Source organism: Pseudoalteromonas sp. NZS11 (assembly GCF_015864765.1).
GTDB lineage: Bacteria > Pseudomonadota > Gammaproteobacteria > Enterobacterales > Alteromonadaceae > Pseudoalteromonas > Pseudoalteromonas arctica.
This window is the reverse complement of the sequence record NZ_JADYWP010000001.1, coordinates 435,006-460,412: the sequence shown is the minus strand read 5'-3', so window position 1 is coordinate 460,412 and position 25,407 is coordinate 435,006. Positions and strand designations below refer to the sequence as shown.

Here is a 25,407-nt window from a genome sequence, read left to right as displayed (position 1 = left end):
TTTATTGCGCTTGGGATTTCTCATGTTTTAAAAATGCTTTAATGCAGTTTATTTCTGCAAGTTTTACTTCTTCGCCTATTTCAGGGCCTTTTTTGCCATTTTTAAGTGCATTTTGCACTACCAGTTTCTTATCCATTTTTTGCAGTTCAGTATGAATTGCTCGCAGCTTAGCTGCTTGCGGGTATGGCTTATCTACCAGTGTTTCACCACGCCCTTGTGCATCGCATTGGCATGCTTGGGTAAACGCTATAAAACGTTCTGGGTGTACCAACGCATTTAAGTTAGTCACTATTAGCTTGTGAATAGTTTGCGGCCTTAATTGATCAACCGTGTGGCAAAGGGTATGATTATCACTGGTGAGTACACCAACATCGCGAAAACGATTAGGCACTTTTAAGCGCTCACAAAACGCCTCAATAACTGCAACACCTTCGCGTTCGTGGCCACGTAAATTTCCGTACTTTTTAAAACTAAGCGCTTTTCCAAAATCATGGGTTAGTGCAGCAAAACGTGCTTCCAAGTTAAAATTTAAATCGGCAGCACGCCTAAGTACCAGCATAGTATGTACAAATACATCCCCTTCAGGATGATGGTTTGCTGGTTGCGGTACATTAACCATGCGCTCAAGCTCTGGAAAAACACCTAAGCCTTGCAGTGCTTCAAAATAAAGCTCAGGGTACTTTTCATCCAGTGCTTTTTCGGTTTCAAGCCACACGCGCTCTGGTACTAAATGATTTAGCTCACCTTTATTTTTAAGCTCGCGCATTAGTGCATACGTACTTGGGTGAATACGCCAATCACTGCCATAGCGCGCTAAAAAACGGGCAATACGCAGTACTCGAACAGGGTCTTCTACAAATGCCTCAGTGGTGTGGCGCAGTGTTTTATTTTGTAAGTCAGTTTGGCCATTAAACGGGTCAATAATATTACCGTGTTCATCAAGCGCCATTGAATTTATGGTTAAATCACGCCTTGCTAAATCTTCTTCTAGCGTTACAGTTGGGCTGGCATCAACCACAAAGCCTGTATAGCCCTTGCCGCTTTTACGCTCTGTGCGCCCGAGTGCATATTCTTCTTTTGTTTTTGGGTGTAAGTAAACCGGAAAATCGCTACCTATTGGTACAAAACCTAGCGACTGCATTGTGTCTGGCGTTTCGCCAATTACTACATAATCGTTATCTTTTGATTTTATATTTAGCAGCTTGTCGCGAACTGCCCCACCAACGAGGTAAACTTGTTTTAAGTTACTTTTCACTTTATTCCCATAAACATTAATAAAATTGTTTGATGTTAATCATAACATTAATTAAAAAATTCTGCGGTGTTTGCCAAGCTCAAGTAAGCTCATTACAATGGCGCATTATTTTCAGCTATAGCCTCACAATTAATGAGAAACCATTCATCAAAAAAAGAACTTATGTTACTACCCATTTTATTAGTGGTTATTTTAATGTGTGTGGCGGGTCACTTTTTACTACAAGCAAATTTTCAAGACAGTGATGTGGTTGAATACATGTTAGCAGCACTGCCGTTTGCTATGTTTGGATTGGTTATTGTGGCGTTTAAAATGGCGGCTAAAAGCGAAAAGGATGAACAAAACGAGCAGGACTCTTAACCCTGCTTTTTGGCTGATTTAAAGTACGTGGTAGCCAAACCAGTCTGGCTTTATCGGCTGCGATATACCGCTGGGCGTGAGTTTAATGCTTAGCTGGCTATCGAGTAAATCAATGGCAAAGCAATCGTCTACGTCATGTAAATCATCTTTATGAATATAGCTAAGGCCTGCAAGTAAATCGTTTTTAGCACGCTCTTTAGCTTCATGGCTACTACTTGCAACATACAACGCAAAGTCGTGTTGCTCAGCCATAGAATCACTTCTGTAAGCGCCTAAATTTACAAAATAGAGTTGTTTATTTTGCTCCACATAGCTATCGACTACTTCTACTTTAAAGCCATCAATATGATTAATTGCCATGTAACTATCCACGTGAACACTACTTCTGTCGCCTACCCACTGGCTTTTTAACTTTGAGTAGGTTTGCTCTATATTCTCCCCAACTACAAAACGAATATCATGCATTTCAATGTGGCAACCTCGAATCCGGCCACCTAAATAAACCATAAATAACTGCATGCTTTTCCTTAACCTAAATTATCAACATCAATATTATGCTTTTTAATCAACTTATAAAAATCTGAGCGGTTACGTTTAGCAAGCTTAGCGCCTTCGGCTACGTTACCACCTGCCATTTTTAAAGTGTTAATTACATAGTCGCGCTCAAACTCTTTTTTAGCGTCGTTTAGTGATAATGGTTCTACATTTGTTTCGTTACTATTTAGCGCTGCTAACACTAAGTGCTCTGAAATAACATCGCTTGGCGTTAATGCTACAACCTGCTCTACTACGTTTTGTAGTTGGCGGATATTACCTGGCCAGTCGTAACGCACAAGCGCATGCATAGCATCGCTTGCAAAGTGTTTTTCAGTTTGCTTCATGCGCTTAGCAATGCTTGCACTAAAATGCTGTGCTAATAAGCTTATATCTTCGCGACGCTCACACAGTGGCGGTAATTTTAAATTAACTACGTTTAAGCGATAGTATAAATCTTCTCTAAATTGCTGGCTTAAAATAGCCTCAGGAAGATTTTTATGTGTAGCCGACACTATGCGTACATCAATTGCTATTTCTTCTTGAAAACCCACCGGGCGAATTGTTTTTTCTTGTAATACGCGCAGTAACTTAACTTGTAGGTTAAGTGGCATGTCGCCTATTTCATCTAAAAATAACGTGCCGCCCTCAGCTTGTTGAAACAACCCTTGGTGATCTTTAATTGCGCCTGTAAAAGAGCCTTTTTTATGACCAAATAATTCGGACTCTAAAAGCTCACCCGGTACAGCCCCGCAGTTAATGGCAACAAAAGGTCCGTTACTTACATGGCTATGTTGATGAATCGCCTGTGCGAGTAGCTCTTTACCTGTACCACTAGCCCCCGAAATCAATACATTTACTTGTGTTGGCCCAAGTAGTTTTACTTGCTCGAGCAAGTGAAGCATTGTGCCGCTACGCGTAACTATATTACTTTTTGGTGCGGCTTCATCAGCGTTAACACCGTGAATTTCTATCGCTTTAGCAAGGCTGTCAAATAGCTCATCTTTATCTACAGGTTTAGTTATAAATGCAAAAATGCCCTGCTTAGTTGCCTCTACTGCATCAGGAATTGAACCGTGTGCTGTCATCATAATGACAGGTAATGCAGGATAGCGGCTTTGCAACTGACGATGCAGTGCCATGCCATCCATTTCATCCATACGCAAGTCGGTTATTACGGCGTCAAACACTTGGCCTTTAAGTATTTGTAGTGCGGTTAAGCCGCTTTCACAGGTCGTTACTTCGTATCCTTTTGATTCGATACGAATAGCGAGCAGTTTTAATAAGCTAGCGTCGTCGTCAACGAGTAATACTTTTGCACCTTGCACTTTAGTTGCTGCCATAGTTACTGCTCCTTAGTTTCTTCTCGTAGTAAAAGCTGCTGCTCAATTGTTGCTAACGATGAGAGGGTTTCTTGCATTTTATTATTAAGTGCTTGCTGCTCTTTTTTAGCATTTATTTGCATAGTCACTTGCTGCTTTTGAAGCCATAAATATTGCTTTATATCATCTGGCCAAAAGTAAGCAAGATCGAGTTTTAGCAACTTAGTCATTACCGTATTTGGATCATCATTTATGTTTAAGCACATAAATTTAAAAAAACGTTTAAGGTCGTTTTCACCTGTAAAAATATCTTTTTTTGGCACCAATTTAAATCCGCCACACTGATTAGCGTGCCATGCAATAACTTGCTCTGCAGGCGGATAGCTAGGTTCTATTTTTGGTCTGGGTTTTGGACTAGGTTTACTGTTTTTGTCGTTCGTTATTTTGGTATCGACCACAGGTGCAGGTGTAATTGACACACGCTCTTCTTGCCCATTATTAATTTCACAACCTGATATAACCATGCTGCTACTGAGCACACATAAAATAGCGATTAAACGCAAGCGCATGTTAATTAACTCCTAGATTTTTTGTTATGGGAATTTTAATTGAAAACCGGCAACCATGCGGCTCGTTATGCTCAACAGTAAGTGTACCTCTTAGCTGTTCAACAGATTCTTTCACAATAGTTAAGCCAAGCCCACTGCCTTGCAGCGTAACATTTTTACTGTGTTTACCTTGATAAAATGCGCTGAAAATTTGAGTTTTTTCTTGCTCTTTAATACCGCACCCTTTATCAAGTACAGCAATGCAAAGTTGGTTTTGCTCAAGCGCTAAATTAATAGTAACGCTTTGCTTATCTTGTGAAAATTTTAAGCCATTTGAAATAAGCTGAATTAAAATCATCTCAATAAGCTCACTAGGTAATGCAAGCTGTTTATTAGGTAAGTTATTTTGCCATTGCAGAGCTTGCTGACGCGCACTTAAGCGATGTTCAAAATGGCTATTAATTTTATTAATAAGATAGCTAAACTCAACTTCGCTTAGGCTGTCTTTACTGGTGCGAATCGCATTATAACTCAGCAGGCTGTCAATCATTGTACGAAGGCGCACCATAGATTGGCTAATAAGCTCAAGCACTGCTTTTTGCTCAGCAGTAATTGGGCCTACTATTTCATCAGTTAGTAAATCAGTGCCTTCGACCATTGAAGCAAGCGGCGTTTTTAGCTCATGGGTAACATGGCGTAAAAAGGTATCTTTTTGCTGCTCAAGCATATGAAGTTGCTCTTGCACCCATTGGAGTTTTTCTCCTAGCTCAACTAGCTCAGCGGAGCCTTTCACAGATATTTTTTGCTGCCAATGTCCCTGCCCTAGCTTATCAATAACCGTAGTTAACCCTTTTAGTCGCCCACTTATACGCCATAAAAAACCACCACCAACAATTAAAGTAAGCGGAATGAGTGCCACCAGCCAGTTTATAAATGAAGTTTGTAGGCTTGTAAGCTCATTTTGGTTATTGGTAATTTGCGCTTCGTTTTTATCACGTAACCATAAAGTAAGCTCAGCAACTAAATCGCTCACTGGCACAAATAGCTCCGCTTGCTGTTGTTTTTGCTCAACAAGCTCTACATGCGCTGTTTGTAAGGTGACATATAAGCGTTGCCATTGGTGGGTGTAATCTTTATCCGTGTTTACAAATTTAAGTTCATCAATACTTTGCAGGGATGATTGCCATTTATCGACAATGAGCTTATCTAACGATTCGCTTTTTAATACCCAGTTTTGCCTAGTGGCGCGCTCAAGGCTGTTGAGTTCTTGTTTTAGAGTATTAAACGATTTGGTAACTTGGTAGTTGTTACTCACGATACTTTGAGTCACTGCTAATTGCTTGTTAAGCGCATTTAAAAATACAATCACCACTATAGAAAGCGGGAGTAACGAAAGCAGCATACTCATTGCAAATTGCCCAATTAAATTAGGCCGCCAGTTAAGCATTGCATGGTATTTTTTAGCTATGGTTGCTGGCATTTCGTTTAGTCCTTTTAAGTTAAGCGTTCTATTATTAAGTGCTTACCTTATACACTAGCTGAACCAGCAATTATATTTAATACGATTAACAGCCAGCGCTACAAAAACAATGTGTCGCCAAATAGAGACAACGTAAACCATTGATTTTTAAACCCTACCTTTAATCTCACTACATAGTGTTGCAAAAGGCACACAAAAATTACAATAAACCCCGTAAAAACTTCTCACCCCCTTTAAGTTGAAAATATAAATACTTGAAAATTAACAATAATTATTTTTGGCATCATTTTTGTAGTAGGAGTAATAACTTTAATCAATAAGGAAATAATTATGAACAAACGCATTTTAGTAATTTCATCATTACTGGCTTTAGGCTTTTTAGGCGCTAACGCACACGCAATGGACGTTCACGCGACTTTTAACGAGCTTGATAAAGACAGTAACGGCACATTAAGTGAAGCCGAAGCAGGTGAAGATGCCGTTCTACACGAAAATTTTTTACAAATTGATACTAATCAAGATGGGCAATTGTCGCTAGATGAATTCAAAAAATTTATTCAATAAACTCATTTAATAAGGAACGTGATTATGAAACAACTTATAGCCGCTTTTTCATTAATGTTTTTAGCAATTAGTGCCACCGTAATTGCATCGCCAACAAACGTGCGCTTTGCCCATTTAGATAAAGATATGGATGGACAAATATCAATTGTAGAAGCAAAGGAAGACAAAGAAGTAATGAGACAATTTGCCGACTTAGATGAAGACGGTGATGAAAAAGTCTCAAAAAAAGAATTTGAAAGCTTTAAGCCTTAATGAGTAATTACTGATTAAGCTTTACTTAAGCTTGTTACAAGTAAACTGAATTTAAAAGCATTTGCCATAATCCCTGAGGGAGTGTGTAAAAGGATTTAATGTTGGGAGTTAAATTACGGCAAGTGCTTTTTTCCTTTTTACTTTATTTTAGCCACGAACTTTTAATACATCTTTTGGAAGGAAGACCATGAAGATACTTTCCCTTGTTATAAGCATTTTAATGCTATTAAGTTTTGATGCCGCGGCACTTGATGTAAAGCAACGCTTTGATCACCTAGATAGCGACAAAAGTGGCTATTTAACACACGACGAACTTGATCCCCAACCACAACTTTTAAACACCTTTGTAAAATGGGACAAAAACCAAGATAACCAAATTTCGCTAGTCGAATTTAAAAGTTATCTAACTAACAACCTTTACTAAGTGATTTGTATGAAAAGTATTAGCTATATAACGCTGCTGGCGTTTAGTATTTTTAGCACATTTAGTTTTGCCGCAAGTAATGACATTGCAAAGCAATTTAAAAAGCTAGATAGGAATAAAGACGGTTTTTTATCACGTTCAGAAACCGCTATAGACCCGGCTTTATGGTCACGGTTTTCAAGCTACGATAGTGACAAAGACGGTAAATTAGCATTAAATGAATATGGCTTATATGCAAGTAAGTAGTTTTATAGCTAGGTAAAAAACACCTAGCTTATTATATTTATATCTATTAATTACGTTCAGGCTTTATTTTTAGAACAATGCGCCAAATACTCTGCATCAGTAGGTTTTGGGCTCACCATAAAATCCATTTTGAGATAAGTTAGAACAGGTTGATTACTCGTATTTTCAGTTGTCGCTTTCCAGCGCCATAAACCCACAGCAGCTGCCGCATTATTATCAAACACGCCCTCTGGGTAAGACGAGATAACCTTATACCCTTGTGCTTTACCTTGTGAATTAATTAACGTAGCAAGCTCAACACAACCTGAAATACTTTTCTTCGCAGCTTCTATCGGATATCGCGGCTCTACTCTTTTAATAACATCCCAGTATTCACCTGCCTTACTTCGCAGTTCAGGACTCGATAAATCAATAAAACTCAGCATTTCATCGCTTACTTGTTTATCAGACGTTGAGCTACAGGCTGTTAGCATCATGCTCAAGGGGAGTAATAAATAGAGGGCTTTCATAGCGTTTCCTTATGCTTTATTGATTATTTTACATACTAAATAATCACATCAATTACCTATTTTGTAAACAGTTAATATAGAGAAAAGCCTTAAAATGAGGTCTATCAATTCATTGGTATTATAAAATCAAGTTTGTTAATGTAAGTAAATTAACAATAAAAATTAAGTAACTATGCCACTCAAAAAAATAATCAAACCACTCATACTAGCCAGCCTTTGCGCTAGTTCTAGTTACACTCTCGCACAAACAAAAGTAATTTATAACGCCAATGGTTATACCCCTTTATACAAAGGTGAAGTACAGCAGTTTTCTACCCTCGTTATTAAAAATGGCAAGGTAGTTAAGCTCGGTAGCGAAACACTTAAAGATAGCTACCCAGATGCCAAGCTAATTGACGCGCACGGTAATACCTTATTACCTGGCTTAATTGATGCTCATGGGCACGTTATTGGCCTTGGCGACAATTTATCGCAACTTGACGTACGCGGCGCAACATCGGTTGATGAAGTAACAAATAAACTAAAAGTATTTGCCGATAACAAACAAGGTTGGATTATTGGGCGAGGTTGGAACCAAGAGCTTTGGGCTGATACACGCTTTCCTACGGCTAAAGATTTAGACAAAGTAGTGAGCGATCGACCTGTGGTTCTTTCGAGGGTTGATAGTCACGCCATTTGGGTTAATTCAAAAGCGCTCGAACTTGCTGGGATTAATGCCCAAACAAAAGCCCCTGAAGGCGGTGAAATAATTAAAGACGAATTTGGCAATCCTACAGGTATTTTTGTAGATAAAGCAGAATCGCTAATTACCCAGCATATGCCAGCCCCTTCAAAGCAAGATATAAGTGACTCACTAGATGCAGCAGGTAAGCATTTATTAAGTTTAGGCATTACCTCTACTCACGATGCAGGTATTGATAAAGCCACATGGGAGGTTTACAAAGAGCGCGGCGACCTTGGTAATTTACCGCTACGTATTGTGGCAATGTTAAGTGGTGCAAGCCCTGATTTAGGCGCAATGTTAAAGGCAGGCCGATACCACGACAAAAATGACTTTATGGAAATTCGCAGTGTTAAAGTTTACGCCGATGGCGCACTTGGCTCTCGCGGAGCTGCTCTGATTGAAGAATACGCAGACAGACCTGGTCACCATGGTTTAATGCTTGAAACACAAGAAAAACTCGAAGCACTCTTTACACAAAGCTTTAAAAGCGGCTTTAGCGCAAATACCCACGCAATTGGCGATAAAGCAAATAAAGTAGTACTTGATGCTTATCAAAATGTGTTTAAAAAAACGGGCGGTATATTACTACGTAACCGAATAGAGCACGCACAAATTGTAACGCCTGAGGATATCCCTCGCTTTAAAGCGTTAAAAATAATCCCTTCAATGCAGCCAGTACATGCCACATCTGATATGCATATGGCAGAGCAACGCTTAACTGAAAAACAATTAAGCGGTGCCTATGCTTGGCAAACATTTTTAAAGCAAGGATCGGTTGTTGCAGCAGGCTCTGATTACCCGGTAGAGCTTGCAAATCCATTTGATGGTTTGTATTCAGCCATTACACGCATGGATCATAACAAACTACCTGAAAACGGCTGGCGCGCAAGTGAAGTACTAAGCCGCGAAGATGCATTACGTGCATTTACTCTCGGTGGCGCTTATTCAGCTCATCAAGAATTTAAGGTGGGTAGTTTAGAAAAAGGTAAATGGGCCGACTTTATTTTACTTGATAAAGACTACTTTAAAGTACCTGTTGACGAGATATACAAAACAAACGTACTGCAAACATGGGTAGCAGGAATAAAACGGTACGAAAAAACCAAAACAGAAAATACTATCGATAAATAAATAAAAAGGGTTAACGCAAGTTAACCCTTTTTATTTGTGTAATAAAACATGTTTAGCTAAACATGTTTTTCACATCTTTTAGCATATCGTTGTATTCATCACTTGTGAATAATTGCATAGACGGTATTACACCTTTATCTATGTACGTTTGCAGCGCTGCTGACTTATCAGAAACCTGTAATGTTCCCTCTAAAATAGCGCCTACTCGAATAAAGTCTACGTAACTAACTTTATCAGGTTTGTAACTTGGATCTGCCCAGCTTAGAGCTACATCAACAAACTCTTTAGGAAATTCCCACGCTTGCATAATCGACGAGCCAATTTTCCCACTCAGCTTTTGAATTGCGTGCGCTAAAAAGCTTGGGTTGGCAAACACTTCAGGGTGGCGCTCAGCTTCTGTTAAAATTGGTAATACACCAATATTATAAACAAGCGCAGCTAATGTAATTGAATCACGATTTAATGAAGTGTGTTTATTGTTTTTTAAGTAAAACTCCATGAGTGTTATTGAATGGCTAGCAACGGTTAATGTTTTTTGCCAAGCCTTGCCCATGTAGCCTTTAATTAGCTCATTGTTTGATACAAATAATTGCTCCATAGCCATAGCCGTTGCAATATTTTTAATTTGGCGCAACCCAATGCGAGTCACTGCTTGTTGTAAATTAGATACTTTTACAGAACGTCCCATAATCGCACTATTAGCTACTTTTATCATACGAGCTGAAAGCGCTGGGTCTTGTGAGATTACATCTGACATTTGCATTAAATTCACATCAGGGTTATCTGCAGCTTGGCGAACCTTAATCGCTACTTCAGGTAGCGTTGGTAAAACCAACGTATCGTTATTTATTCTATCGACTAGAATCGTTAATAAAGCGTTTTCTGTAGACATAAAGCTGCCGTCCTTTTGTGTTCAGCCTGTAAAGTAACTGCAAACTCAGGCAGTTAATTTTCGTATTAGTAATATAATTAGTATTGTCTAACTTACCGATAAAGTTAAGAAAATTATAGAAGTTTATTTTTATTTATAATGCTTTATCGCTCATGCTTGCCTTACAACGCCAAATACTTGCTATTTACTATTTAGTTTTGCTTTAATGCACTCACAATAAGGAAGCGTTTGTACATACTTAATATTTTAACTAAAGCAGTACAAATTATTAAACTTACTTTTTAACAGGCAATATAATGATCTTAAATAAAATTAGCCAAGCAATTATGCTCTCTGGTGTTGTTTTTCTTAGCGCATGTTCTGAACAAGCGCCGTCTTCTACCGACAACACAGCCACAGAGCTTGCTCAAAAAAGCAGTGCACAATCAGGCCCTGAGCTTATTAATGCAAATAACCAACGTTTAGATATTTACACCGACTTTAGCTTACAAAGTGATTTATCGCACTTAAGCGATAACCAACGAGCAATGGTTGCAAAGCTTATTGATGCTTCAAAAATAATGGACGAGTTATTTTGGAAACAATCTTTTGGCGAAAATAAAGACGCTTTTTTAGCAAAACTAAACGACGACAAAGTACGTAAATTTGCCGATATTAACTACGGTCCATGGGATCGTTTAAATGGCGATGAAGCGTTTTTATCCAGCTATAAAGAAAAACCTCTTGGCGCACAGTTTTACCCTGCCGATATAACCAAAGAAGAGTTAAACAATGCAGATGTTGAGGACAAAACAGGCCTTTACTCTGTAATTAAGCGTGATGAGCAAGGTAAGCTTTACAGCGTGCCATATTCAAAAGAATACGCTAATGAGCTTGCAAAAGCCGCTGACCTTTTACGTCAAGCTAGTAAACTTGCTGACGATAAAGAGTTTGCTAACTATCTAAACTTGCGTGCTGATGCCCTACAAAAAGATGACTTCCAAGTATCTGACTTTGCTTGGATGGATATGAAAAACAACCCAGTAGATGTGGTTATTGGTCCAATTGAGACTTATGAAGATCAATTATTTGGTTACCGCGCAGCTTATGAATCTTACGTACTTATTAAAGATTTAAAATGGAGCGAACGCTTAGCTAAGTTTGCCGCATTTTTACCTGAGCTTCAAAAAGGCTTACCCGTTGATGCTAAGTACAAACAAGAAGTACCAGGCTCTGACGCCGACCTAAATGCATATGATGTTGTTTACTACGCTGGGCATTCAAACGCGGGGAGTAAAACAATTGCAATTAACTTACCAAACGATGAGCAAGTACAGCTAGAAAAAGGAACTCGTCGCCTGCAACTTAAAAATGCGATGCGTGCTAAATTTGATAAAATTTTAGTACCAATTTCAAAGCAGTTAATTGTACCTGAGCAGCGTAAACACATTACTTTTGATGCATTTTTTGCCAATACGATGTTCCATGAAGTCGCTCACGGTTTAGGTATTAAAAATACAATCACAGGTAAAGGTACTGTTCGTCAATCATTACAAGAACACGCAAGTGCGCTTGAAGAAGGTAAAGCCGACATTTTAGGCCTGTACATGATTGAGCAATTACTTAAAAAGGGCGAAATTACAGAAGGAACTATTGAAGATTATTACACGACCTTCATGGCGGGTATATTCCGCTCAGTTCGTTTTGGAGCATCAAGTGCGCATGGTAAAGCAAATATGATTCGCTTTAACTTTTTTGCTCAAGAAGGCGCTTTTTCTAAAAATGAAGAAGGCCTGTACCGCGTTAATATGGAAAAAATGAGCATTGCAATGGCCAAGCTTTCTCGCTTAATTTTAACCTTACAAGGTGATGGCGATTACGAAAAAGTAGATCAACTAATTGCAACGCATGGAGATATAAAAGAAGAACTTGCTGAAGACTTAGAAAAACTAAGTAAAGCAAATATCCCTGTAGATGTAACGTTTAAACAGGGTAAAGAAGTACTAGGGCTTAAGTAGTTTTAGTTAAACTTAGCTAAACCCTAAAAAAGCGTTGCAGCTTAAAACTGCAGCGCTTTTTTTAACGCTGCAATTTGTACATCTGTATACGGCACAGCTGGATACTTACCCCAAATTGGCGCAGGCCAAGCAGCATCAGTAGTAAAGCGTGCAATATGGTGAATATGTAATTGCGGCACCATATTACCCAAAGCCGCTATATTTAACTTATCAGGGCTAAACACATCCATTAATAATTTACTTAGCTTGGCTGACTCTTTTAAATACACAATTTGATCATCCTCAGATAAATCAATTATCTCTTTTAAGTTAGCCTGCCTAGGCACTAATACAAACCACGGATATTGGCTGTCGTTCAATAAAAGTACTTTACATAGTGGCCAATCGGCAAGCTCTATACAGTCACGTTTAAGTTCTGGCGCTAGTTTAAATTCAGGGTTAGTCATTGTTATTTCCTACTTTGTCTTTAATAATCGCCACTTTATAGCATTTAGTTGCAGTTGCACACGCTTGGCTTTACCATCAAAGCAATATTTATAATAAGCTAAGGCAACCTTGTGCTAAAAAAAATAAAACACCTCTCACTAGCCCTTCCATTAATGGTTGGCGCTATTAGTGTTCAAGCAAAACCTTTATCGTTGGAGCGTATTTTTGACGATCCGAGCCTTTCAGGTAAATCACCTGTACAACTTAAATTTTCGCCTGACGGCAGCCGTGTAACTTATTTACAAGGCAAAAGCGATGACTACAACCGCTACGATTTATGGGAATACAATCTAAAAGATAACACCAACCGTGTGCTAGTTGATTCGGCAAAGTTATTTTCAGGCCCAGAAAACCTATCTGATGAAGAAAAAGCACGCCGCGAACGCCAACGTATTTTTGGTAAAGGCATATTAGAATACAAATGGTCTAAAGACGGTAAAGCACTTTTATTCCCACTTAACGGCGACCTTTACTATTACGATTTAGCCTCTGCTAAAAGTAAAAAACTAACCGACACTGAAACATTTGAAACCGATGCACGCTTTTCACCTAAAGGTAACTACGTATCGTTTATTCGAGAGCAAAACCTATTCGCTTTAGAGCTTGAATCAGGTAAAGAGATTCAGCTTAGTAAAGATGGCGGCGGCGTAATTAAAAACGGCATGGCCGAATTTGTAGCTCAAGAAGAAATGAGCCGCATGACGGGTTACTGGTGGTCAGGTGATGAAACTAAAATTGCCTATACCCGCGTTGACGAAACCCCAGTAAAAGAAGCTATCCGTAACGAAATTTACGCTGATGAAGTTAAATTATTTAACCAGCGCTACCCGTTTACAGGTACCGATAACGTAAAAATTCAACTCGGTGTGGTTAAGCTAAATGACCAAAAAGTAGATTGGATTGATTTAGGTAAAGATGAAGACATTTATATCGCGCGTGCTAAGTGGCTAAAAGACGGCAATACACTGTCTTACCAATGGCAAAATCGCTCGCAACATAAATTAGAGCTTCGTTTTTATAACAGCGAAACTAAAGTCCAAAAAGTAGCATTAACCGAAAACAGCGAAACGTGGATTAACTTACATTTTGATCTTGAGTTTTTAAAAGACAAAAAACATTTTGTATGGGCATCTGAGCGCGACGGTTTTAAACACTTATATCTGTATCGCACAAACGGTCAACTTGTTCGTCAAATCACCTCTGGTGATTGGGCTGTTGATAGCTTAAAAGGTATTGATGAGAAAAAAGGCATTGTTTACTTTGCCGGTCGAAAAGATACACCGCTTGAAAGCCATTTATACAGCGCGCCTTTATTTAAAAAAGGCGATGCCAAACGAATCACCGAAAAAGGTCAGTACCATAATGTTGTGCTAGCAAAAGACAGCAAAACCTTTATCGATAATAGCTCGTCTGATAATAAACCAAACTCAGCAGCGCTTCGTAAAATAAACGGCGAATTTATTACATGGCTTGAAGAAAATAAGCTAGATAGTAGCCACCCGCTTACTCCTTATTTAAGCGACTTAACAAAACCAGAATACGGCACAATTAAAGCCGATGATGGCCAAGTTATGCATTACCGTTTATTTAAGCCTAGCAACATTACTGATGGCAAAAAGCACCCTGTTATTGTTAACGTATACGGCGGCCCGCATGCTCAACGAGTGACGAATAGCTGGCGCAGTAAAAACTTGTACTTTCAGTACATGGCGCAACAAGGTTACGTAATTTTTCAACTAGATAACCGTGGTTCGTACAACCGTGGTAAAAAGTTTGAAGATGCTATTTATAAAAACCTAGGCGTGGTTGAAGTTGCCGATCAAATTAAAGGCGTAGAGTTTTTACGTACACTTGATTACGTAGACCCACAACGCATCGGTGTTTATGGCCACAGCTACGGCGGCTACATGGCACTTATGACTATGTTTAAAGCAGGCGATTACTTTCAAGCCGGCGTATCGGGTGCTCCTGTAACCGATTGGGCTCTATACGATACGCATTACACAGAGCGTTATTTAGGTCACCCTGATACGAATGCTAAAGGGTATGAAGACAGCGCAGTATTTCCATATGCTGATGGCTTAAAAGGCCCATTAATGATTTACCATGGAATGGCTGACGACAACGTGCTGTTTACTCATTCAACTAAATTGTTTAAACAACTGCAAGATAACGAAAAACAGTTTGAAATGATGACCTACCCAGGCTCTAAGCACAGCCTACGTGGTAAACAAGTGCAAACACACTTACATCAAACAATTACAAACTTCTTTAATCGCCATTTTGATGTTAAATAAGCAAGTAAAGTAATAACAGACTAAAGGCTGATTGATAAATCAGCTTTTTTTTTGCATTAATGGGCGTTAAGCCTAGATTAAACTCTTTTTTTAGCTACGCTTATTCTATGCGCTAAAGCGCACACTTTTTGAGGATAAATGTATGCCTAGTCTACGTAGTTTTAGTATATCCCAGCGTTTTTCATTGTTAATAGCCATAGTTGTATTTGGACTAATAATACTTAGTATATCGAGCCTGACTCATCAATATAGTTCGCTAAAAAACGAGCAGTACCTTAAAACACAAAATGTAGTAGAAACTGCGTACAGTATAATCGAGCACTTTTATGATCTTGAGCAAAATAATACTCTCACTCAACAACAAGCTCAATCGCAAGCACTTAATGCAATAAGAGCTCTGCGCTACGACAAAACCAATTACTTTTGGATTAACAATTACCAGCCAAAAATGGTTATGCATCCTATAAAACCTGCGCTTGAAGGAAAAGATTTAACCAATAATAAAGACCCTGACGGCAAAGCATTGTTTGTTGATATGGTTAATATAGTTAAACGCTCTGGCGAGGGATTTATTCCTTATAAATGGCCAAAACCAGGTAAAGAAAAACCGGTTGAAAAAATCGCATTTGTTAAAGGTTTTAATCAATGGCAATGGATTATTGGCTCAGGTGTTTATCTTGATTCAATTGACGAAGCATTTAGCGAGCAACGTAATCTAATAGTCGTCAGTGCAACAATTATGATTATTGCTGTTATTTTACTTAGTTACTTTATAGGCAAGAGCATTTTAATACCAACTCGTTTAGCAGCCGATATGATGAAAGATATTTCACAAGGTGAAGGCGATTTAACTCGTACATTAAATGAATCCGGTAACGATGAAATATCTGAACTATCACACTCATTTAATTTATTTGTTTTAAAAATGCGAGAGTCTCTTGTTCATGTATCACAAAGTGCAAACGATGTAAGCGAGCATGCGCATACAGTTGATGATTCAAGTAGAACAAGCCACTCGTTTATTGAGCTTCAAAACGACAGCTCAACCCAAGTTGCAGCTGCCATGGAGCAAATGACTCACCAAATACATGATGTAAGCCGTAACGCCGAAGCCGCAGAGCAAGCAGCTAAGGATGCAGCACAAAACGCATCAACGGGTAAAAATGTGGTTGCGCAAACAATTACAGCAATAGAAACACTCTCAAGCAACATAGAAACAGTCAGCCGTGTAACAGAAGATTTAGCCAACGAGAGCCATAATATAGGCTCTGTACTTGATGTAATAAGAAGCATATCGGAGCAAACAAACTTACTGGCATTAAACGCTGCCATTGAGGCTGCTCGCGCAGGAGAGCATGGCCGAGGATTTGCTGTTGTTGCAGATGAAGTAAGAACACTAGCCAGTCGTACAGGGCAAAGTACCGACGAAATTCAAACCATGATCACTAAACTTCAAGAAGGTGCAAAAGCAGCAGTAGAAGCTGTTAAATCAAGCCAAGCACTTTCAGTTTCTACCGTAGATCAGGCGTCATCGGCCAATACTTCACTTAATGAAATAGAACGACTTGTTTCAATTATTACCGAAATGAACAGCCAGATAGCACGCGCCACAGAGCAACAAACTCAAGCTGCCGACGAGGTTAATTTGCGTATTAATGAGCTATCTCAATCAACTGAGCAATCATTAAATAATACTAAACAGCTTACCGATGCCAGTGATAATCTTAAACAAAGTAGCCTAGAGCTTTCGAGCGTAGTTAATCGTTTTAAATTAGATTAATAGCCCATACCGTTATCATAAAATGCAAAAGCCCTGAATTAACAGGGCTTTTTTATTGCATGTAGGTTTTTAGCTTACAAACAGTAACGTGCAAACAAGCTCGTTACTGATGCAGCCGTTGGCTTGCCATGCTGCCAATCACCGCCTTCAACACCGCTTCCAGCAATGTCCATATGCACATAAGGCAAAGGTTGTGCAGAGTCGTTACCGTGCTTATCAAGCCCACCAACAATAGCCATAAACGCCATAGGGAACTGATGCCCACGCGCAGTAACAGCAGATGCTGCGTTATTACTCGAGAGTACATCGTCAGCTAGCGTGCGTGGTTTAATAAAGTCGTAATCTTCACGGCGAGAACGCGATACTTCTGCGCCATCGGCCCACAAATCTCCAAGGTCAGCTATTTGACGTGAAACACCAGCGCTACGAGCTGGACCATTTTCAACATACGCACCGTAAGGACCCATTGCACGTGCCGCGTGACCCGTTAATGTAGCTACAGTAAATAACGTTGGGTTTATTTCGCCTTTAGCTAAATCTTTCATTTCGCTAAGCAGGTCGCCCATTGCTAAGCGCCCTTCTGCATCGGTATTACCAATACGTACACGGATACCTTCGCGGCTAGTAATAATTTCATCTGGCACAAAACAATCCGAGCCAATAGAGTTACGAACAACGGCTAAGTACGATACCACTTTAACGTCTTTAGGCTGATAATCCGCAACGGCTTTCATAAAGCCCGCAACAGAAGCAGCGCCGCCTTTATCACGGCTCATGCCTGCCATATGGCCACCTACTTTTAAATCTGCACCGCCTGTATCGTATACAAGACCCTTACCTACAAACATAAGTGTGCGAGTAATTTCGCCCTCTGGTACATATTCAAGCTTAACAACACGTGGGTGATGGCGCTCAACTGCATACGATGCACGAGCAACAGTGCTTAGCATTGGATAGTTTTTATCAATAGCTGCAATATCATCAATTACGTCAACTGCAATGCTTGAGCCTTTAAATAAATCAACGCAGTAATCAGCAAAACGTGGTGGAGCCATACGCTCAGGTTCAGTGCCACATAAGTCACGCGCGGCATATTGGCCTGCAGCAATCGCATTAACAGCTTTAATTGTTTGCTCGCTTGCGCCAACTAAACCAATTTGAGTAATAGGTTCAATACTTTCACCGTGATATTCACGCGCTTCTAATGGCTGCCATAAGGCTTGGCAAGCGCCTAAATAAGCAACTTCTAAAGCATGCTGATAACGGCTATCGCCATTTAAATTTGGTAAAAATAATACAGGATTAACACTACCCGACGCTTTTGCTTCGTTAATCGCTAATTTAGCAGCATCAAAATAACGGCGTACATCGTCGTAATCTCTATTTAACGGACCCGTTGGCGCAAGTACAACGCGTTTGTTTTCAATCACTAATAAAGTAACTTGTTTACCAATACGAGAATCAACTTTTGCTTGGTCTAAAATAGCATTACGTAATGAGTTATTTGGTAATAGAGAAAAGTCATCACTAATAATAATAAGCGCATCATGAGATGTGCATTCAAGGCTTGCACTAACCGCTTGAGGGTATGCCATAAATAAAGTCCTGTTAGAAAACATAAGCCCCTATTATCGTCGATTTAAATATTGAAGACCAGCAAGGTGCGATGAGCTAATTATACAAGTTGCCAATAAATGGCAACTTGGGGTTACAGGCTTTACAGCTTAATCGAGAATACTAAGTTGAAAGTTTTGTTCTGGCTCGCTTTTAATGCCAACGCCTATGCCAAGTAATCTTACAGGTTGTTGTAGCCCTCGTTGATAAGCCTTAGTAAGGAGTTGAATAAATATTTCTGTGTTTAGCTCGTGGTATGCCTGATCGGCTGAGGTTACTACAAAATTTGCAAACTTCACTTTAACACTCAGCTTATTAATACGGTTTTGTAATTGCTGTTTATTAAGTCTTAAAACTAATTCGTCTAACAATTTTGGCAGCTCATCTAAGCACTCTTGCAAACTTGTTTTATTGTATTCGTAGGTATGCTCAACACTCAGCGACTTTCTGATGCGATCTGTTGATACTTTACCAACATATTCACCTGCACATTTTTGATAAAGCGACACACCAAAATTACCCACATGTTGCTGCATCCAGTTAACGCCTTTTTCACGTACATCCTTGCCGGTATATAAGCCTTTTAAATTTAGCTTTTCGAGCGTTACTTTACCCACCCCCGGAATTTTCCCCAGCGGTAATTGCGCTAAAAAGTCATCGACCTCATGAGGCAAAACGACAAATTGACCATTCGGTTTTTTTTCGTCGCTGGCTATTTTGGCAATAAATTTAATCGGTGCAATACCTGCTGATGCAGTGAGCCCTGTGGCATTGTAAATATCGGCTCTTATTTGCTGTGCAATAAGTGTGGCACTGCCTTTACAAGCAGTGCTGTCTGTTACATCTAGGTAGGCTTCGTCTAAAGAAAGAGGCTCAACTAAGTCTGTGTAGCGGCTAAATACTTCACGTATTTGATTTGAAGCTTCTTTGTATACAGCCATGCGCCCAGGGACAATAACTAAATCGGGGCATAATTGTTTAGCATGATAGTTCGACATAGCCGATCGTACGCCATATTCTCTAGCTATGTAGTTAGCGGTTGAGAGCACGCCTCGTCGGCTATTGCCTCCAATAGCAAGCGGTACACATGCAAGTTTTGGATTATCTCGCATTTCTACTGCTGCATAAAAGCAATCCATGTCTATGTGAATAAACTTCTTCATCACCACAACAATAACTGGTTATTTATACAGTCATTATTATAGAATCAAATGTGATAAGCAAGCCTAGGGCCTGTTTATCTTTCGAGGTTAAATTTGCAGCAGACTGTTTGGTATTTAGGCAAGGCAGAGCCTATGTAGTGTGGTTATTCCCCATAAATAGGCGATAACGTAGCACAAATGCCAAACATACGCTGCCCGAAGGGTTCTGCCTAGGGGCAATTTACTCTTTGTTGCTCGGTTTTTACTTATTCTTACATGGATGTAAGTCAGTAGAATAACGCAGGAGCAGTTATCGAGCCCACTAGGTCACAAACCTCGCGCCGCGATTAAATAGCCCCTAGATTGAACAAATTTTAATCCTGAAAGGTCAACAGGCCCTAGTTAGCGATTAAAAAAAGCGCTTATTACCTTCTTGCTCTTTATAACCGCGCAACCAAAACATAACCTCGAAAAAAAACCCCGCTAACATTAAAATAATAGCGCCTGATTCGTTACCCATTGCGTAACAGGTAAAAGAGGCTATAAAAACCAAACAAGCTAAGGACCAATTAATTATATTCTGCATATTTTTACCTTTGTGTGTTTTTGTGTTTGTCTGTGTAATTTAACTGTAGACCTAAAATTAAACAGGTACAATCATCTTATAAAAAAACATGCTATTAATTACCTTGAGCTCACAACTCCATATTGATAATCTAAATACTTTAAAATTAAGGGCCAATAAATAATGCAAACGTTTAAAGATCAGCACCCTATCCATACCGACATCACCGTAGCGTGGGCTGATATGGATGCACTACAACACGTAAATAATGTAGTGTATTTACGTTACTTTGAAATAGCCCGAATCGACTTCTTAAATAAAATAAATCTGTTCGATACAATAAGCCCTAATGGCGTGGGCCCGGTAATAAGCGAAAATAACATTCGTTATAAACGCCCAGTTACATTCCCAGATACGCTTACAGTCGGTGTTACTATTTCTGATATAAAAACAGACCGATTTGTTATGAATTACACCGTATTTAGTCACGCACAAAACGCTATAACAACAACAGGCACTTCAAAAGTGGTTATGTTTGATTTTGAAACAGGCCAAAAAGCCCTCATTGCAGAGCCTCTTTTATCGGCGTTAGTTAGCTACTCTCAAGACGAGCAATAAGGAATTCTCATGCAATACAGCCCACTTGGCAGCAGTGGTATTAACGTTTCAAGAGTATGTTTAGGCAGTATGACTTGGGGTAAACAAAATACTCAAAGCGATGCTGATGAACAAATAGCCTACGCGTTAGAGCAAGGCGTAAACTTTATTGATACAGCCGAAATGTATGCAGTACCGCCCTCTCCAGAGACCTATGGTAAAACTGAGGAAATTATTGGCAATTGGCTATCGCGTAATCAGCAAAAGCGCAGCGATGTGGTACTTGCTACAAAAATTGCAGGCAATGGATTATCGTGGGTACGTGATGGTGGCAATATTACGCGCCAAACAGTAATAGAAGCCGTAGACGATTCACTTAAGCGCCTTAAAACCGACTACATTGATTTATATCAGCTGCATTGGCCAAACCGCTCTACCCCGCACTTTGGCAGACAATGGCCCGGCACTCTTAAATTTTCCGACGTAAATACACAAGAGCAGCAAGCTAGTATGCTTGATATTCTAGAGGGCCTTAATGAATGTGTTAAAGCAGGTAAAATTAAGCACTGCGGTTTATCAGACGATACGCCATGGGGTATAAGCCAGTTTTTAAGCTTGGCCAAAGAGCATAACTTACCGCGCATGGTATCTATTCAAAATGAGTTTAGCTTAGCGCACGCTAAAGACTGGCCGTATTTAATAGAACAATGTGTACACGAAGATATTGCCTACTTACCGTGGTCGCCCTTAGCAGCCGGTTTATTAACGGGTAAATACCTAAACGGTGCTCGCCCAGAAGGCTCTCGTTGGACCTTCATGCAGCGCAACGGTATTTTTAGAGATACACCAAATGCAGAGCAAGCCACTAAGCAGTATGTTGAGCTGGCTCATGCAAACAATATTACTCCAGCACAACTAGCACTCGCATGGTGTAACCAAGTAGATGGCGTAACCTCTTCAATTATTGGTGCAACAAGCATAGCCCAATTGAAAGAAGATATTGATGCATTTAACATCACGTTAAGCGACGAAATTCTTAGTGAGATTAACACTATATTTAAAAACTATCCTATGCCTTATTAAGCATGTACCAGTTAAAAGCAGCCTTGAACAAGGCTGCTTTTAACTAAAATATTTGACCCTACTACAACCAACACTATACTTTAATTAAGTTTTCTTAATTCAACGAACACTTATCAATGCTGAGAAACGGATACTATGCATTTTGCCTATTAATTGTATTTAACGCGCATGCCGTTGAGAAAAAAGTACAGCCTCTAGAAGAAATTGTTTGGCTGCAAAGTTACACGCCCCCTTTTCATATAGCTAAAAGCGAAAGTGCACCACAAGGCGGTATTTGCGACAACCTAACCGAGCAACTCATTAGAACCATAACAGATGTAAAACATACCCGCTTAATTGTCCCTCAGCAGCGTATAAATAAATATTTAAGTGAAGGAAAAAACGTATGCTTCCCGTGTGTTATTTATAAAAAACATAATAACCAACTACTTAACTACTCAAATCCAACAACGGTATATCCCCCATTTTCAATTATCACGACTAAAGAGCTAAAGCCCAAATTAGAAGAAAAGCACGGCTCGCCCATTCACCTTATTAATTTATTAACCGACCCGCAATACGTATACGGGCAAGCTGCTGCACGTAAATTTACAACTAAAATTAATACAATTATTGAAAATACAAAACGAGATAAAGAGTCATCGTTAAGTTGGAGTAGCGAAAATGAAAGTCAGGCTGTTATAGCACGCTTGAGTCATGGCTTTTTAGACTACTCAATTGATTACCCGTTTATGGCCGATTACTTTAATAAACAAGGGGAGTATACGAATATAGAAAGTGTACCAATAGAAGAAAATGACATTCAATTTATACGAGGAGCAATAGGTTGTGCGGCTAACGCACCTAATAATTTTGCACAGCAAGCGCTTAAAAAAATTAACCGCGCGCTAAAAAATAATGTACTACAATCGCCTGAGTATCAACAAAGTCAGCATAATTGGCTTAAAACTACCTTTGCCGACTTTGATAAACACTACCAACAGCAAGTTATTAATTTTTACTTACTTGCCACTGATGCTCAAGCAAGCACTGTTCATTAGCATAAAGCGCAACAGCAAAAATACTTTTAGCTGTTACCTCACCTACGCCCGACGGTGTGCCTGTCATTACTACGTCACCATCTTCTAAGCTCATAAATTCACTAATTTCTTGTAAAATTGAGTCCGGGTTATGCAGCATAAAATGAGTATCGCCTTGCTGAACTACTTTATTATTAATTTTAAGTTCAAAGCTAAAGTGCTTCATTACATCAGTTAGCGCTACAAAATCAGTTAAAATTACAGAGCCGTCGAACGCTTTAGCGCGCTCCCATGGAAGTCCTTTATTTTTTAATTTACTTTGCACAGTACGCTTAGTTAAATCAAGGCCGAGTCCAACCCCTACAAATTTTTTATTTTTAACTACAAAACATAGCTCGGTTTCATAATGCAGTGTATCGCCGTTATGAGCCGCAAATAACGTATTTGTAATCGCGCTATTTGGTTTGTTAAATAAAACCATTTGATCTGGTGTTTCGTTGTTTAGCTCTGCAATATGTGCGGTATAGTTTCGACCAACACAGACTACTTTTGATGGTGTTAATTCTTCAGATACTAACTTTATTGAATACATATAAATAATGTCTCAGTTATTAGCTAATAAGCGTTTCAAGTAAGCTCAAATTAATAGGTTTAAGTAAAACTCGATCAATATTTAAATCTTTTATTTCTTTAGGATCTGGCTCTGCCCCACTTACAATTACTAAACGTAATTCAGGGTATCGTTCGTTAATCTGCTTGCCTAAGTCTATACCACGTCCGTCGGGTAAATGCATGTCTAACAATACCTTATTAAATTGCTGGTCGTGATTAAGTATTTGCAAACATTGTGCGCAGCTAGACGCAATGACGGTTTCAACGCCTAGACTTTCTAAAAGTAGCTGCGTAATTTGCGCTGCATCGTGATCGTCCTCAACAAGTAAAAAGCGCTGCTTTTTCTCGGTTAAGCCATTGCTACAATTTATATCTTTAGCTTGCGGTGCATGCTCTGGCGCTACCAAATAATCTTGCAAACTTTGGTATAAAGCCGCGCTATCAACAGGTTTTGGTATTACATCGTTAAAGCCTAGTGCAGCAAGCTCCTCATGTATGCCTTTCATAGTAGCGGCAGTGAGCGCGATTATTGGGCCTTTGTAACCCATTTTTCTAAGCTCTATGGTAGCTTCCTTGCCGCCCATTACAGGCATATGAATATCAATAAAAATAATATCGTAAGGCGCTTTATACGCATCTGCAATACGCACTTTTTCAAGCGCTTGTTGGCCATGTTCGGCATAATCGACGCGCGCACCACAAGTACTGATCATATGACCAACTAGCATGCGTAAATCACGTAAATCATCAACTACTAATACTCGCCCATGCACTTTGCATGGAGCCGATTTACTTTGTAGTTGCGGCGCACTACTAAAATTAAGTACCTGTCGTTCTACTTCGCTAATATCACCTGGGTAAACCGAAATAGTAAACGTAGAGCCTTTGCCAATTTCAGAATGCAAACTAATATCACCGTGCATACGTGCTAACAATTCAGCACATATTGCCAAGCCTAAGCCTGCGCCACCTACAGAGCGTGATTCTACATCAGCTATTTGTTCAAATGGCTTAAATATCAGTTCTTGTTTTTCAGGGGCAATGCCCATGCCTGAGTCTTTAATGCTAAAAAACAGCATTTCGGTATCATCAACCCATTGCGTCCACGCATTAACAACAATTTCGCCTTTATCGGTAAATTTAACTGCATTGTTTATTAGGTTTATTAAAATTTGGCGAACTCTTGTTGCATCCAGTCGTGCAACCAAAGGCAATGGCTGATGAGATTCAAAGCGCAGCGTAAGGCCCTTATCAAGCACCGATACGCGCATTAGCGTGTATACATCGGCAAGCATGCTATCAAGGTTAACTTCGCTTAGGGTCAGCTCCAGTTTATCGGCGGCTATTTTAGATAAGTCGAGCACATCGTTTAACAGGCTCAATAAATGTTTACCGTTTCGATAAATAACACCTAGTTCATTTTCTGCTTGCTGACTGAAGTCGCTCTGCATTAACAGTTCGGTGTAACCTAAAATAGACGATAGAGGAGTACGTAATTCGTGGCTTAAATGAGCTAAAAAGCGGTCTTTTGAGCGATTTTCGGCTTCGGCTTTTAAACGCTCTACTCGCTCACCTTCAACATCTTTACGAGCAAGTGCATAGCGAATAGCGCGCGCAAAGCGGCTCGAACTCATTTCTGTTTTTATTAAATAATCTACTGCACCGGCATCAAGCGCCGCCGAGTCTAACTCGTCGTTTGACTGCCCGGTAAGCATAATAATTGGGCCGCTAAAGCCATTAGCAATGGCTTCTTTTAGTACATCTAAACCATTAGATGCACCCAAGCGGTAATCAAGCAGGCAAATGTCGTGCTCATTTTTGCTAAGCGTTGCAATTGCCTGCTCTGGGGAACTTATCCATTGAATGTTAAACGTGTGTGAATCCAATTGGTCCAGATAGTCGCAGGTGAGTATGTAATCATCTTCATCATCTTCTACAAGCAGCAACTGAGTCACTTTATCTAACATACAATCT

The 25,407-nt window shown here is 39.5% G+C and carries 24 protein-coding genes; 12 read left to right on the top strand and 12 right to left on the bottom strand.

The window, feature by feature from the left end; translation table 11 throughout:
• Position 1: 1 nt before the first annotated feature.
• The gene (locus I6E82_RS02070) at positions 2 to 1,255 is read right to left on the bottom strand and encodes a multifunctional CCA addition/repair protein (RefSeq protein WP_197116583.1); all 1,254 of its coding nucleotides are present in this window, start codon (positions 1,253 to 1,255) and stop codon (positions 2 to 4) included.
• Positions 1,256 to 1,387: 132 nt separating this feature from the next.
• On the opposite strand from I6E82_RS02070, the gene I6E82_RS02065 reads away from it, so the two are divergent.
• Complete coding sequence (locus I6E82_RS02065) at positions 1,388 to 1,615, top strand: hypothetical protein (protein WP_197116581.1); 228 nt, start codon at positions 1,388 to 1,390, stop codon at positions 1,613 to 1,615.
• A gap of 18 nt (positions 1,616 to 1,633) precedes the next feature.
• Here I6E82_RS02065 and I6E82_RS02060 read toward each other — a convergent pair whose 3' ends face one another.
• From I6E82_RS02060 to I6E82_RS02045, 4 genes are read right to left on the bottom strand one after another with little or no spacing between them, the layout of a single operon-like run.
• The gene (locus I6E82_RS02060) at positions 1,634 to 2,134 is read right to left on the bottom strand and encodes a DUF1543 domain-containing protein (RefSeq protein WP_197116579.1); all 501 of its coding nucleotides are present in this window, start codon (positions 2,132 to 2,134) and stop codon (positions 1,634 to 1,636) included.
• Between the two features lie 8 nt (positions 2,135 to 2,142).
• Positions 2,143 to 3,492 (bottom strand): sigma 54-interacting transcriptional regulator, encoded by a 1,350-nt coding sequence (locus I6E82_RS02055; RefSeq protein WP_197116577.1) that lies wholly within the window; start codon positions 3,490 to 3,492, stop codon positions 2,143 to 2,145.
• Positions 3,493 to 3,494: 2 nt separating this feature from the next.
• Positions 3,495 to 4,040, bottom strand: a complete 546-nt coding sequence (locus I6E82_RS02050; RefSeq protein ID WP_024607489.1) for a hypothetical protein — start codon at positions 4,038 to 4,040, stop codon at positions 3,495 to 3,497.
• Between the two features lies 1 nt (position 4,041).
• A complete protein-coding gene (locus I6E82_RS02045; RefSeq protein ID WP_010553149.1) occupies positions 4,042 to 5,499 on the bottom strand; it encodes a sensor histidine kinase in 1,458 nt (485 codons plus the stop codon).
• Positions 5,500 to 5,829: 330 nt separating this feature from the next.
• Here I6E82_RS02045 and I6E82_RS02040 point away from each other — a divergent pair, with 330 nt between their 5' ends.
• The 4 genes from I6E82_RS02040 to I6E82_RS02025 all read left to right on the top strand — a co-directional run bounded on the left by I6E82_RS02040 (position 5,830) and on the right by I6E82_RS02025 (position 6,985).
• Positions 5,830 to 6,063, top strand: a complete 234-nt coding sequence (locus tag I6E82_RS02040; RefSeq protein ID WP_007581561.1) for a cag pathogenicity island protein Cag25 — start codon at positions 5,830 to 5,832, stop codon at positions 6,061 to 6,063.
• A 24-nt stretch (positions 6,064 to 6,087) separates the two neighbouring features.
• Positions 6,088 to 6,315: a hypothetical protein gene (locus I6E82_RS02035; protein WP_007581559.1), complete on the top strand. Its 228-nt coding sequence runs from the start codon at positions 6,088 to 6,090 to the stop codon at positions 6,313 to 6,315.
• Positions 6,316 to 6,502: 187 nt separating this feature from the next.
• On the top strand, positions 6,503 to 6,739 hold the full coding sequence (locus tag I6E82_RS02030; protein ID WP_007581558.1) for a hypothetical protein: 237 nt from the start codon (positions 6,503 to 6,505) through the stop codon (positions 6,737 to 6,739).
• 9 nt (positions 6,740 to 6,748) lie between these two features.
• Positions 6,749 to 6,985, top strand: a complete 237-nt coding sequence (locus I6E82_RS02025) for a calcium-binding protein (RefSeq protein ID WP_024598659.1) — start codon at positions 6,749 to 6,751, stop codon at positions 6,983 to 6,985.
• Between the two features lie 56 nt (positions 6,986 to 7,041).
• Here the strand turns inward: I6E82_RS02025 and I6E82_RS02020 are convergent, their stop codons facing one another.
• Positions 7,042 to 7,494: an energy transducer TonB gene (locus tag I6E82_RS02020; RefSeq protein WP_101217524.1), complete on the bottom strand. Its 453-nt coding sequence runs from the start codon at positions 7,492 to 7,494 to the stop codon at positions 7,042 to 7,044.
• A 172-nt stretch (positions 7,495 to 7,666) separates the two neighbouring features.
• Here I6E82_RS02020 and I6E82_RS02015 point away from each other — a divergent pair, with 172 nt between their 5' ends.
• Positions 7,667 to 9,349 (top strand): amidohydrolase, encoded by a 1,683-nt coding sequence (locus I6E82_RS02015; protein WP_197116576.1) that lies wholly within the window; start codon positions 7,667 to 7,669, stop codon positions 9,347 to 9,349.
• A gap of 52 nt (positions 9,350 to 9,401) precedes the next feature.
• Here I6E82_RS02015 and I6E82_RS02010 read toward each other — a convergent pair whose 3' ends face one another.
• Entirely contained in the window at positions 9,402 to 10,241 is an 840-nt protein-coding gene (locus I6E82_RS02010) for an HDOD domain-containing protein (RefSeq protein ID WP_024590070.1), read from the bottom strand.
• A 296-nt stretch (positions 10,242 to 10,537) separates the two neighbouring features.
• Here I6E82_RS02010 and I6E82_RS02005 point away from each other — a divergent pair, with 296 nt between their 5' ends.
• Positions 10,538 to 12,238 carry a dipeptidyl-peptidase 3 family protein gene (locus tag I6E82_RS02005; protein WP_024590071.1) on the top strand — a complete coding sequence of 567 codons (1,701 nt, stop codon included), beginning with the start codon at positions 10,538 to 10,540 and terminating at the stop codon, positions 12,236 to 12,238.
• A gap of 41 nt (positions 12,239 to 12,279) precedes the next feature.
• On the opposite strand, the gene I6E82_RS02000 is transcribed toward I6E82_RS02005, so the two are convergent.
• On the bottom strand, positions 12,280 to 12,684 hold the full coding sequence (locus I6E82_RS02000; protein ID WP_197116575.1) for an HIT domain-containing protein: 405 nt from the start codon (positions 12,682 to 12,684) through the stop codon (positions 12,280 to 12,282).
• Positions 12,685 to 12,795: 111 nt separating this feature from the next.
• Between I6E82_RS02000 and I6E82_RS01995 the strand changes: the two genes are divergently transcribed.
• Both I6E82_RS01995 and I6E82_RS01990 read left to right on the top strand, forming a co-directional pair.
• Positions 12,796 to 15,021, top strand: coding sequence for a S9 family peptidase (locus I6E82_RS01995; RefSeq protein ID WP_197116574.1), 2,226 nt, complete (start codon positions 12,796 to 12,798; stop codon positions 15,019 to 15,021).
• 142 nt (positions 15,022 to 15,163) lie between these two features.
• Positions 15,164 to 16,801: a methyl-accepting chemotaxis protein gene (locus I6E82_RS01990; RefSeq protein WP_197116573.1), complete on the top strand. Its 1,638-nt coding sequence runs from the start codon at positions 15,164 to 15,166 to the stop codon at positions 16,799 to 16,801.
• A gap of 74 nt (positions 16,802 to 16,875) precedes the next feature.
• On the opposite strand, the gene I6E82_RS01985 is transcribed toward I6E82_RS01990, so the two are convergent.
• Entirely contained in the window at positions 16,876 to 18,396 is a 1,521-nt protein-coding gene (locus I6E82_RS01985) for a M17 family metallopeptidase (protein ID WP_197116572.1), read from the bottom strand.
• Between the two features lie 129 nt (positions 18,397 to 18,525).
• Positions 18,526 to 19,578 carry a DNA polymerase IV gene (gene dinB, locus I6E82_RS01980; protein ID WP_024590076.1) on the bottom strand — a complete coding sequence of 351 codons (1,053 nt, stop codon included), beginning with the start codon at positions 19,576 to 19,578 and terminating at the stop codon, positions 18,526 to 18,528.
• A gap of 727 nt (positions 19,579 to 20,305) precedes the next feature.
• Here dinB and I6E82_RS01975 point away from each other — a divergent pair.
• The 3 genes from I6E82_RS01975 (at position 20,306) to I6E82_RS01965 (ending at position 22,842) form a co-directional block, all read left to right on the top strand.
• Positions 20,306 to 20,740 carry an acyl-CoA thioesterase gene (locus I6E82_RS01975; protein ID WP_010553137.1) on the top strand — a complete coding sequence of 145 codons (435 nt, stop codon included), beginning with the start codon at positions 20,306 to 20,308 and terminating at the stop codon, positions 20,738 to 20,740.
• Positions 20,741 to 20,749: 9 nt separating this feature from the next.
• On the top strand, positions 20,750 to 21,802 hold the full coding sequence (locus I6E82_RS01970; protein WP_197116571.1) for an aldo/keto reductase: 1,053 nt from the start codon (positions 20,750 to 20,752) through the stop codon (positions 21,800 to 21,802).
• 116 nt (positions 21,803 to 21,918) lie between these two features.
• Positions 21,919 to 22,842 (top strand): ABC transporter substrate-binding protein, encoded by a 924-nt coding sequence (locus tag I6E82_RS01965; RefSeq protein WP_197116570.1) that lies wholly within the window; start codon positions 21,919 to 21,921, stop codon positions 22,840 to 22,842.
• On the opposite strand, the gene I6E82_RS01960 is transcribed toward I6E82_RS01965, so the two are convergent.
• Complete coding sequence (locus tag I6E82_RS01960) at positions 22,793 to 23,413, bottom strand: fumarylacetoacetate hydrolase family protein (protein WP_197116568.1); 621 nt, start codon at positions 23,411 to 23,413, stop codon at positions 22,793 to 22,795. The genes I6E82_RS01965 and I6E82_RS01960 overlap by 50 nt on opposite strands.
• 19 nt (positions 23,414 to 23,432) lie before the next feature.
• Positions 23,433 to 25,400: a hybrid sensor histidine kinase/response regulator gene (locus tag I6E82_RS01955; RefSeq protein WP_197116566.1), complete on the bottom strand. Its 1,968-nt coding sequence runs from the start codon at positions 25,398 to 25,400 to the stop codon at positions 23,433 to 23,435.
• Positions 25,401 to 25,407 lie beyond the last annotated feature (7 nt).

Coding starts and splice junctions, on each gene's coding strand:
- I6E82_RS02065 (WP_197116581.1), top strand. CDS start 1,388: ATGAGAAACCATTCATCAAAAAAAGAACTTATGTTACTACCCATTTTA.
- I6E82_RS02060 (WP_197116579.1), bottom strand. CDS start 2,134: ATGCAGTTATTTATGGTTTATTTAGGTGGCCGGATTCGAGGTTGCCAC.
- I6E82_RS02055 (WP_197116577.1), bottom strand. CDS start 3,492: ATGGCAGCAACTAAAGTGCAAGGTGCAAAAGTATTACTCGTTGACGAC.
- I6E82_RS02050 (WP_024607489.1), bottom strand. CDS start 4,040: ATGCGCTTGCGTTTAATCGCTATTTTATGTGTGCTCAGTAGCAGCATG.
- I6E82_RS02045 (WP_010553149.1), bottom strand. CDS start 5,499: ATGCCAGCAACCATAGCTAAAAAATACCATGCAATGCTTAACTGGCGG.
- I6E82_RS02040 (WP_007581561.1), top strand. CDS start 5,830: ATGAACAAACGCATTTTAGTAATTTCATCATTACTGGCTTTAGGCTTT.
- I6E82_RS02035 (WP_007581559.1), top strand. CDS start 6,088: ATGAAACAACTTATAGCCGCTTTTTCATTAATGTTTTTAGCAATTAGT.
- I6E82_RS02030 (WP_007581558.1), top strand. CDS start 6,503: ATGAAGATACTTTCCCTTGTTATAAGCATTTTAATGCTATTAAGTTTT.
- I6E82_RS02025 (WP_024598659.1), top strand. CDS start 6,749: ATGAAAAGTATTAGCTATATAACGCTGCTGGCGTTTAGTATTTTTAGC.
- I6E82_RS02020 (WP_101217524.1), bottom strand. CDS start 7,494: ATGAAAGCCCTCTATTTATTACTCCCCTTGAGCATGATGCTAACAGCC.
- I6E82_RS02015 (WP_197116576.1), top strand. CDS start 7,667: ATGCCACTCAAAAAAATAATCAAACCACTCATACTAGCCAGCCTTTGC.
- I6E82_RS02010 (WP_024590070.1), bottom strand. CDS start 10,241: ATGTCTACAGAAAACGCTTTATTAACGATTCTAGTCGATAGAATAAAT.
- I6E82_RS02005 (WP_024590071.1), top strand. CDS start 10,538: ATGATCTTAAATAAAATTAGCCAAGCAATTATGCTCTCTGGTGTTGTT.
- I6E82_RS02000 (WP_197116575.1), bottom strand. CDS start 12,684: ATGACTAACCCTGAATTTAAACTAGCGCCAGAACTTAAACGTGACTGT.
- I6E82_RS01990 (WP_197116573.1), top strand. CDS start 15,164: ATGCCTAGTCTACGTAGTTTTAGTATATCCCAGCGTTTTTCATTGTTA.
- I6E82_RS01985 (WP_197116572.1), bottom strand. CDS start 18,396: ATGGCATACCCTCAAGCGGTTAGTGCAAGCCTTGAATGCACATCTCAT.
- dinB (WP_024590076.1), bottom strand. CDS start 19,578: ATGAAGAAGTTTATTCACATAGACATGGATTGCTTTTATGCAGCAGTA.
- I6E82_RS01975 (WP_010553137.1), top strand. CDS start 20,306: ATGCAAACGTTTAAAGATCAGCACCCTATCCATACCGACATCACCGTA.
- I6E82_RS01970 (WP_197116571.1), top strand. CDS start 20,750: ATGCAATACAGCCCACTTGGCAGCAGTGGTATTAACGTTTCAAGAGTA.
- I6E82_RS01965 (WP_197116570.1), top strand. CDS start 21,919: ATGCTGAGAAACGGATACTATGCATTTTGCCTATTAATTGTATTTAAC.
- I6E82_RS01960 (WP_197116568.1), bottom strand. CDS start 23,413: ATGTATTCAATAAAGTTAGTATCTGAAGAATTAACACCATCAAAAGTA.
- I6E82_RS01955 (WP_197116566.1), bottom strand. CDS start 25,400: ATGTTAGATAAAGTGACTCAGTTGCTGCTTGTAGAAGATGATGAAGAT.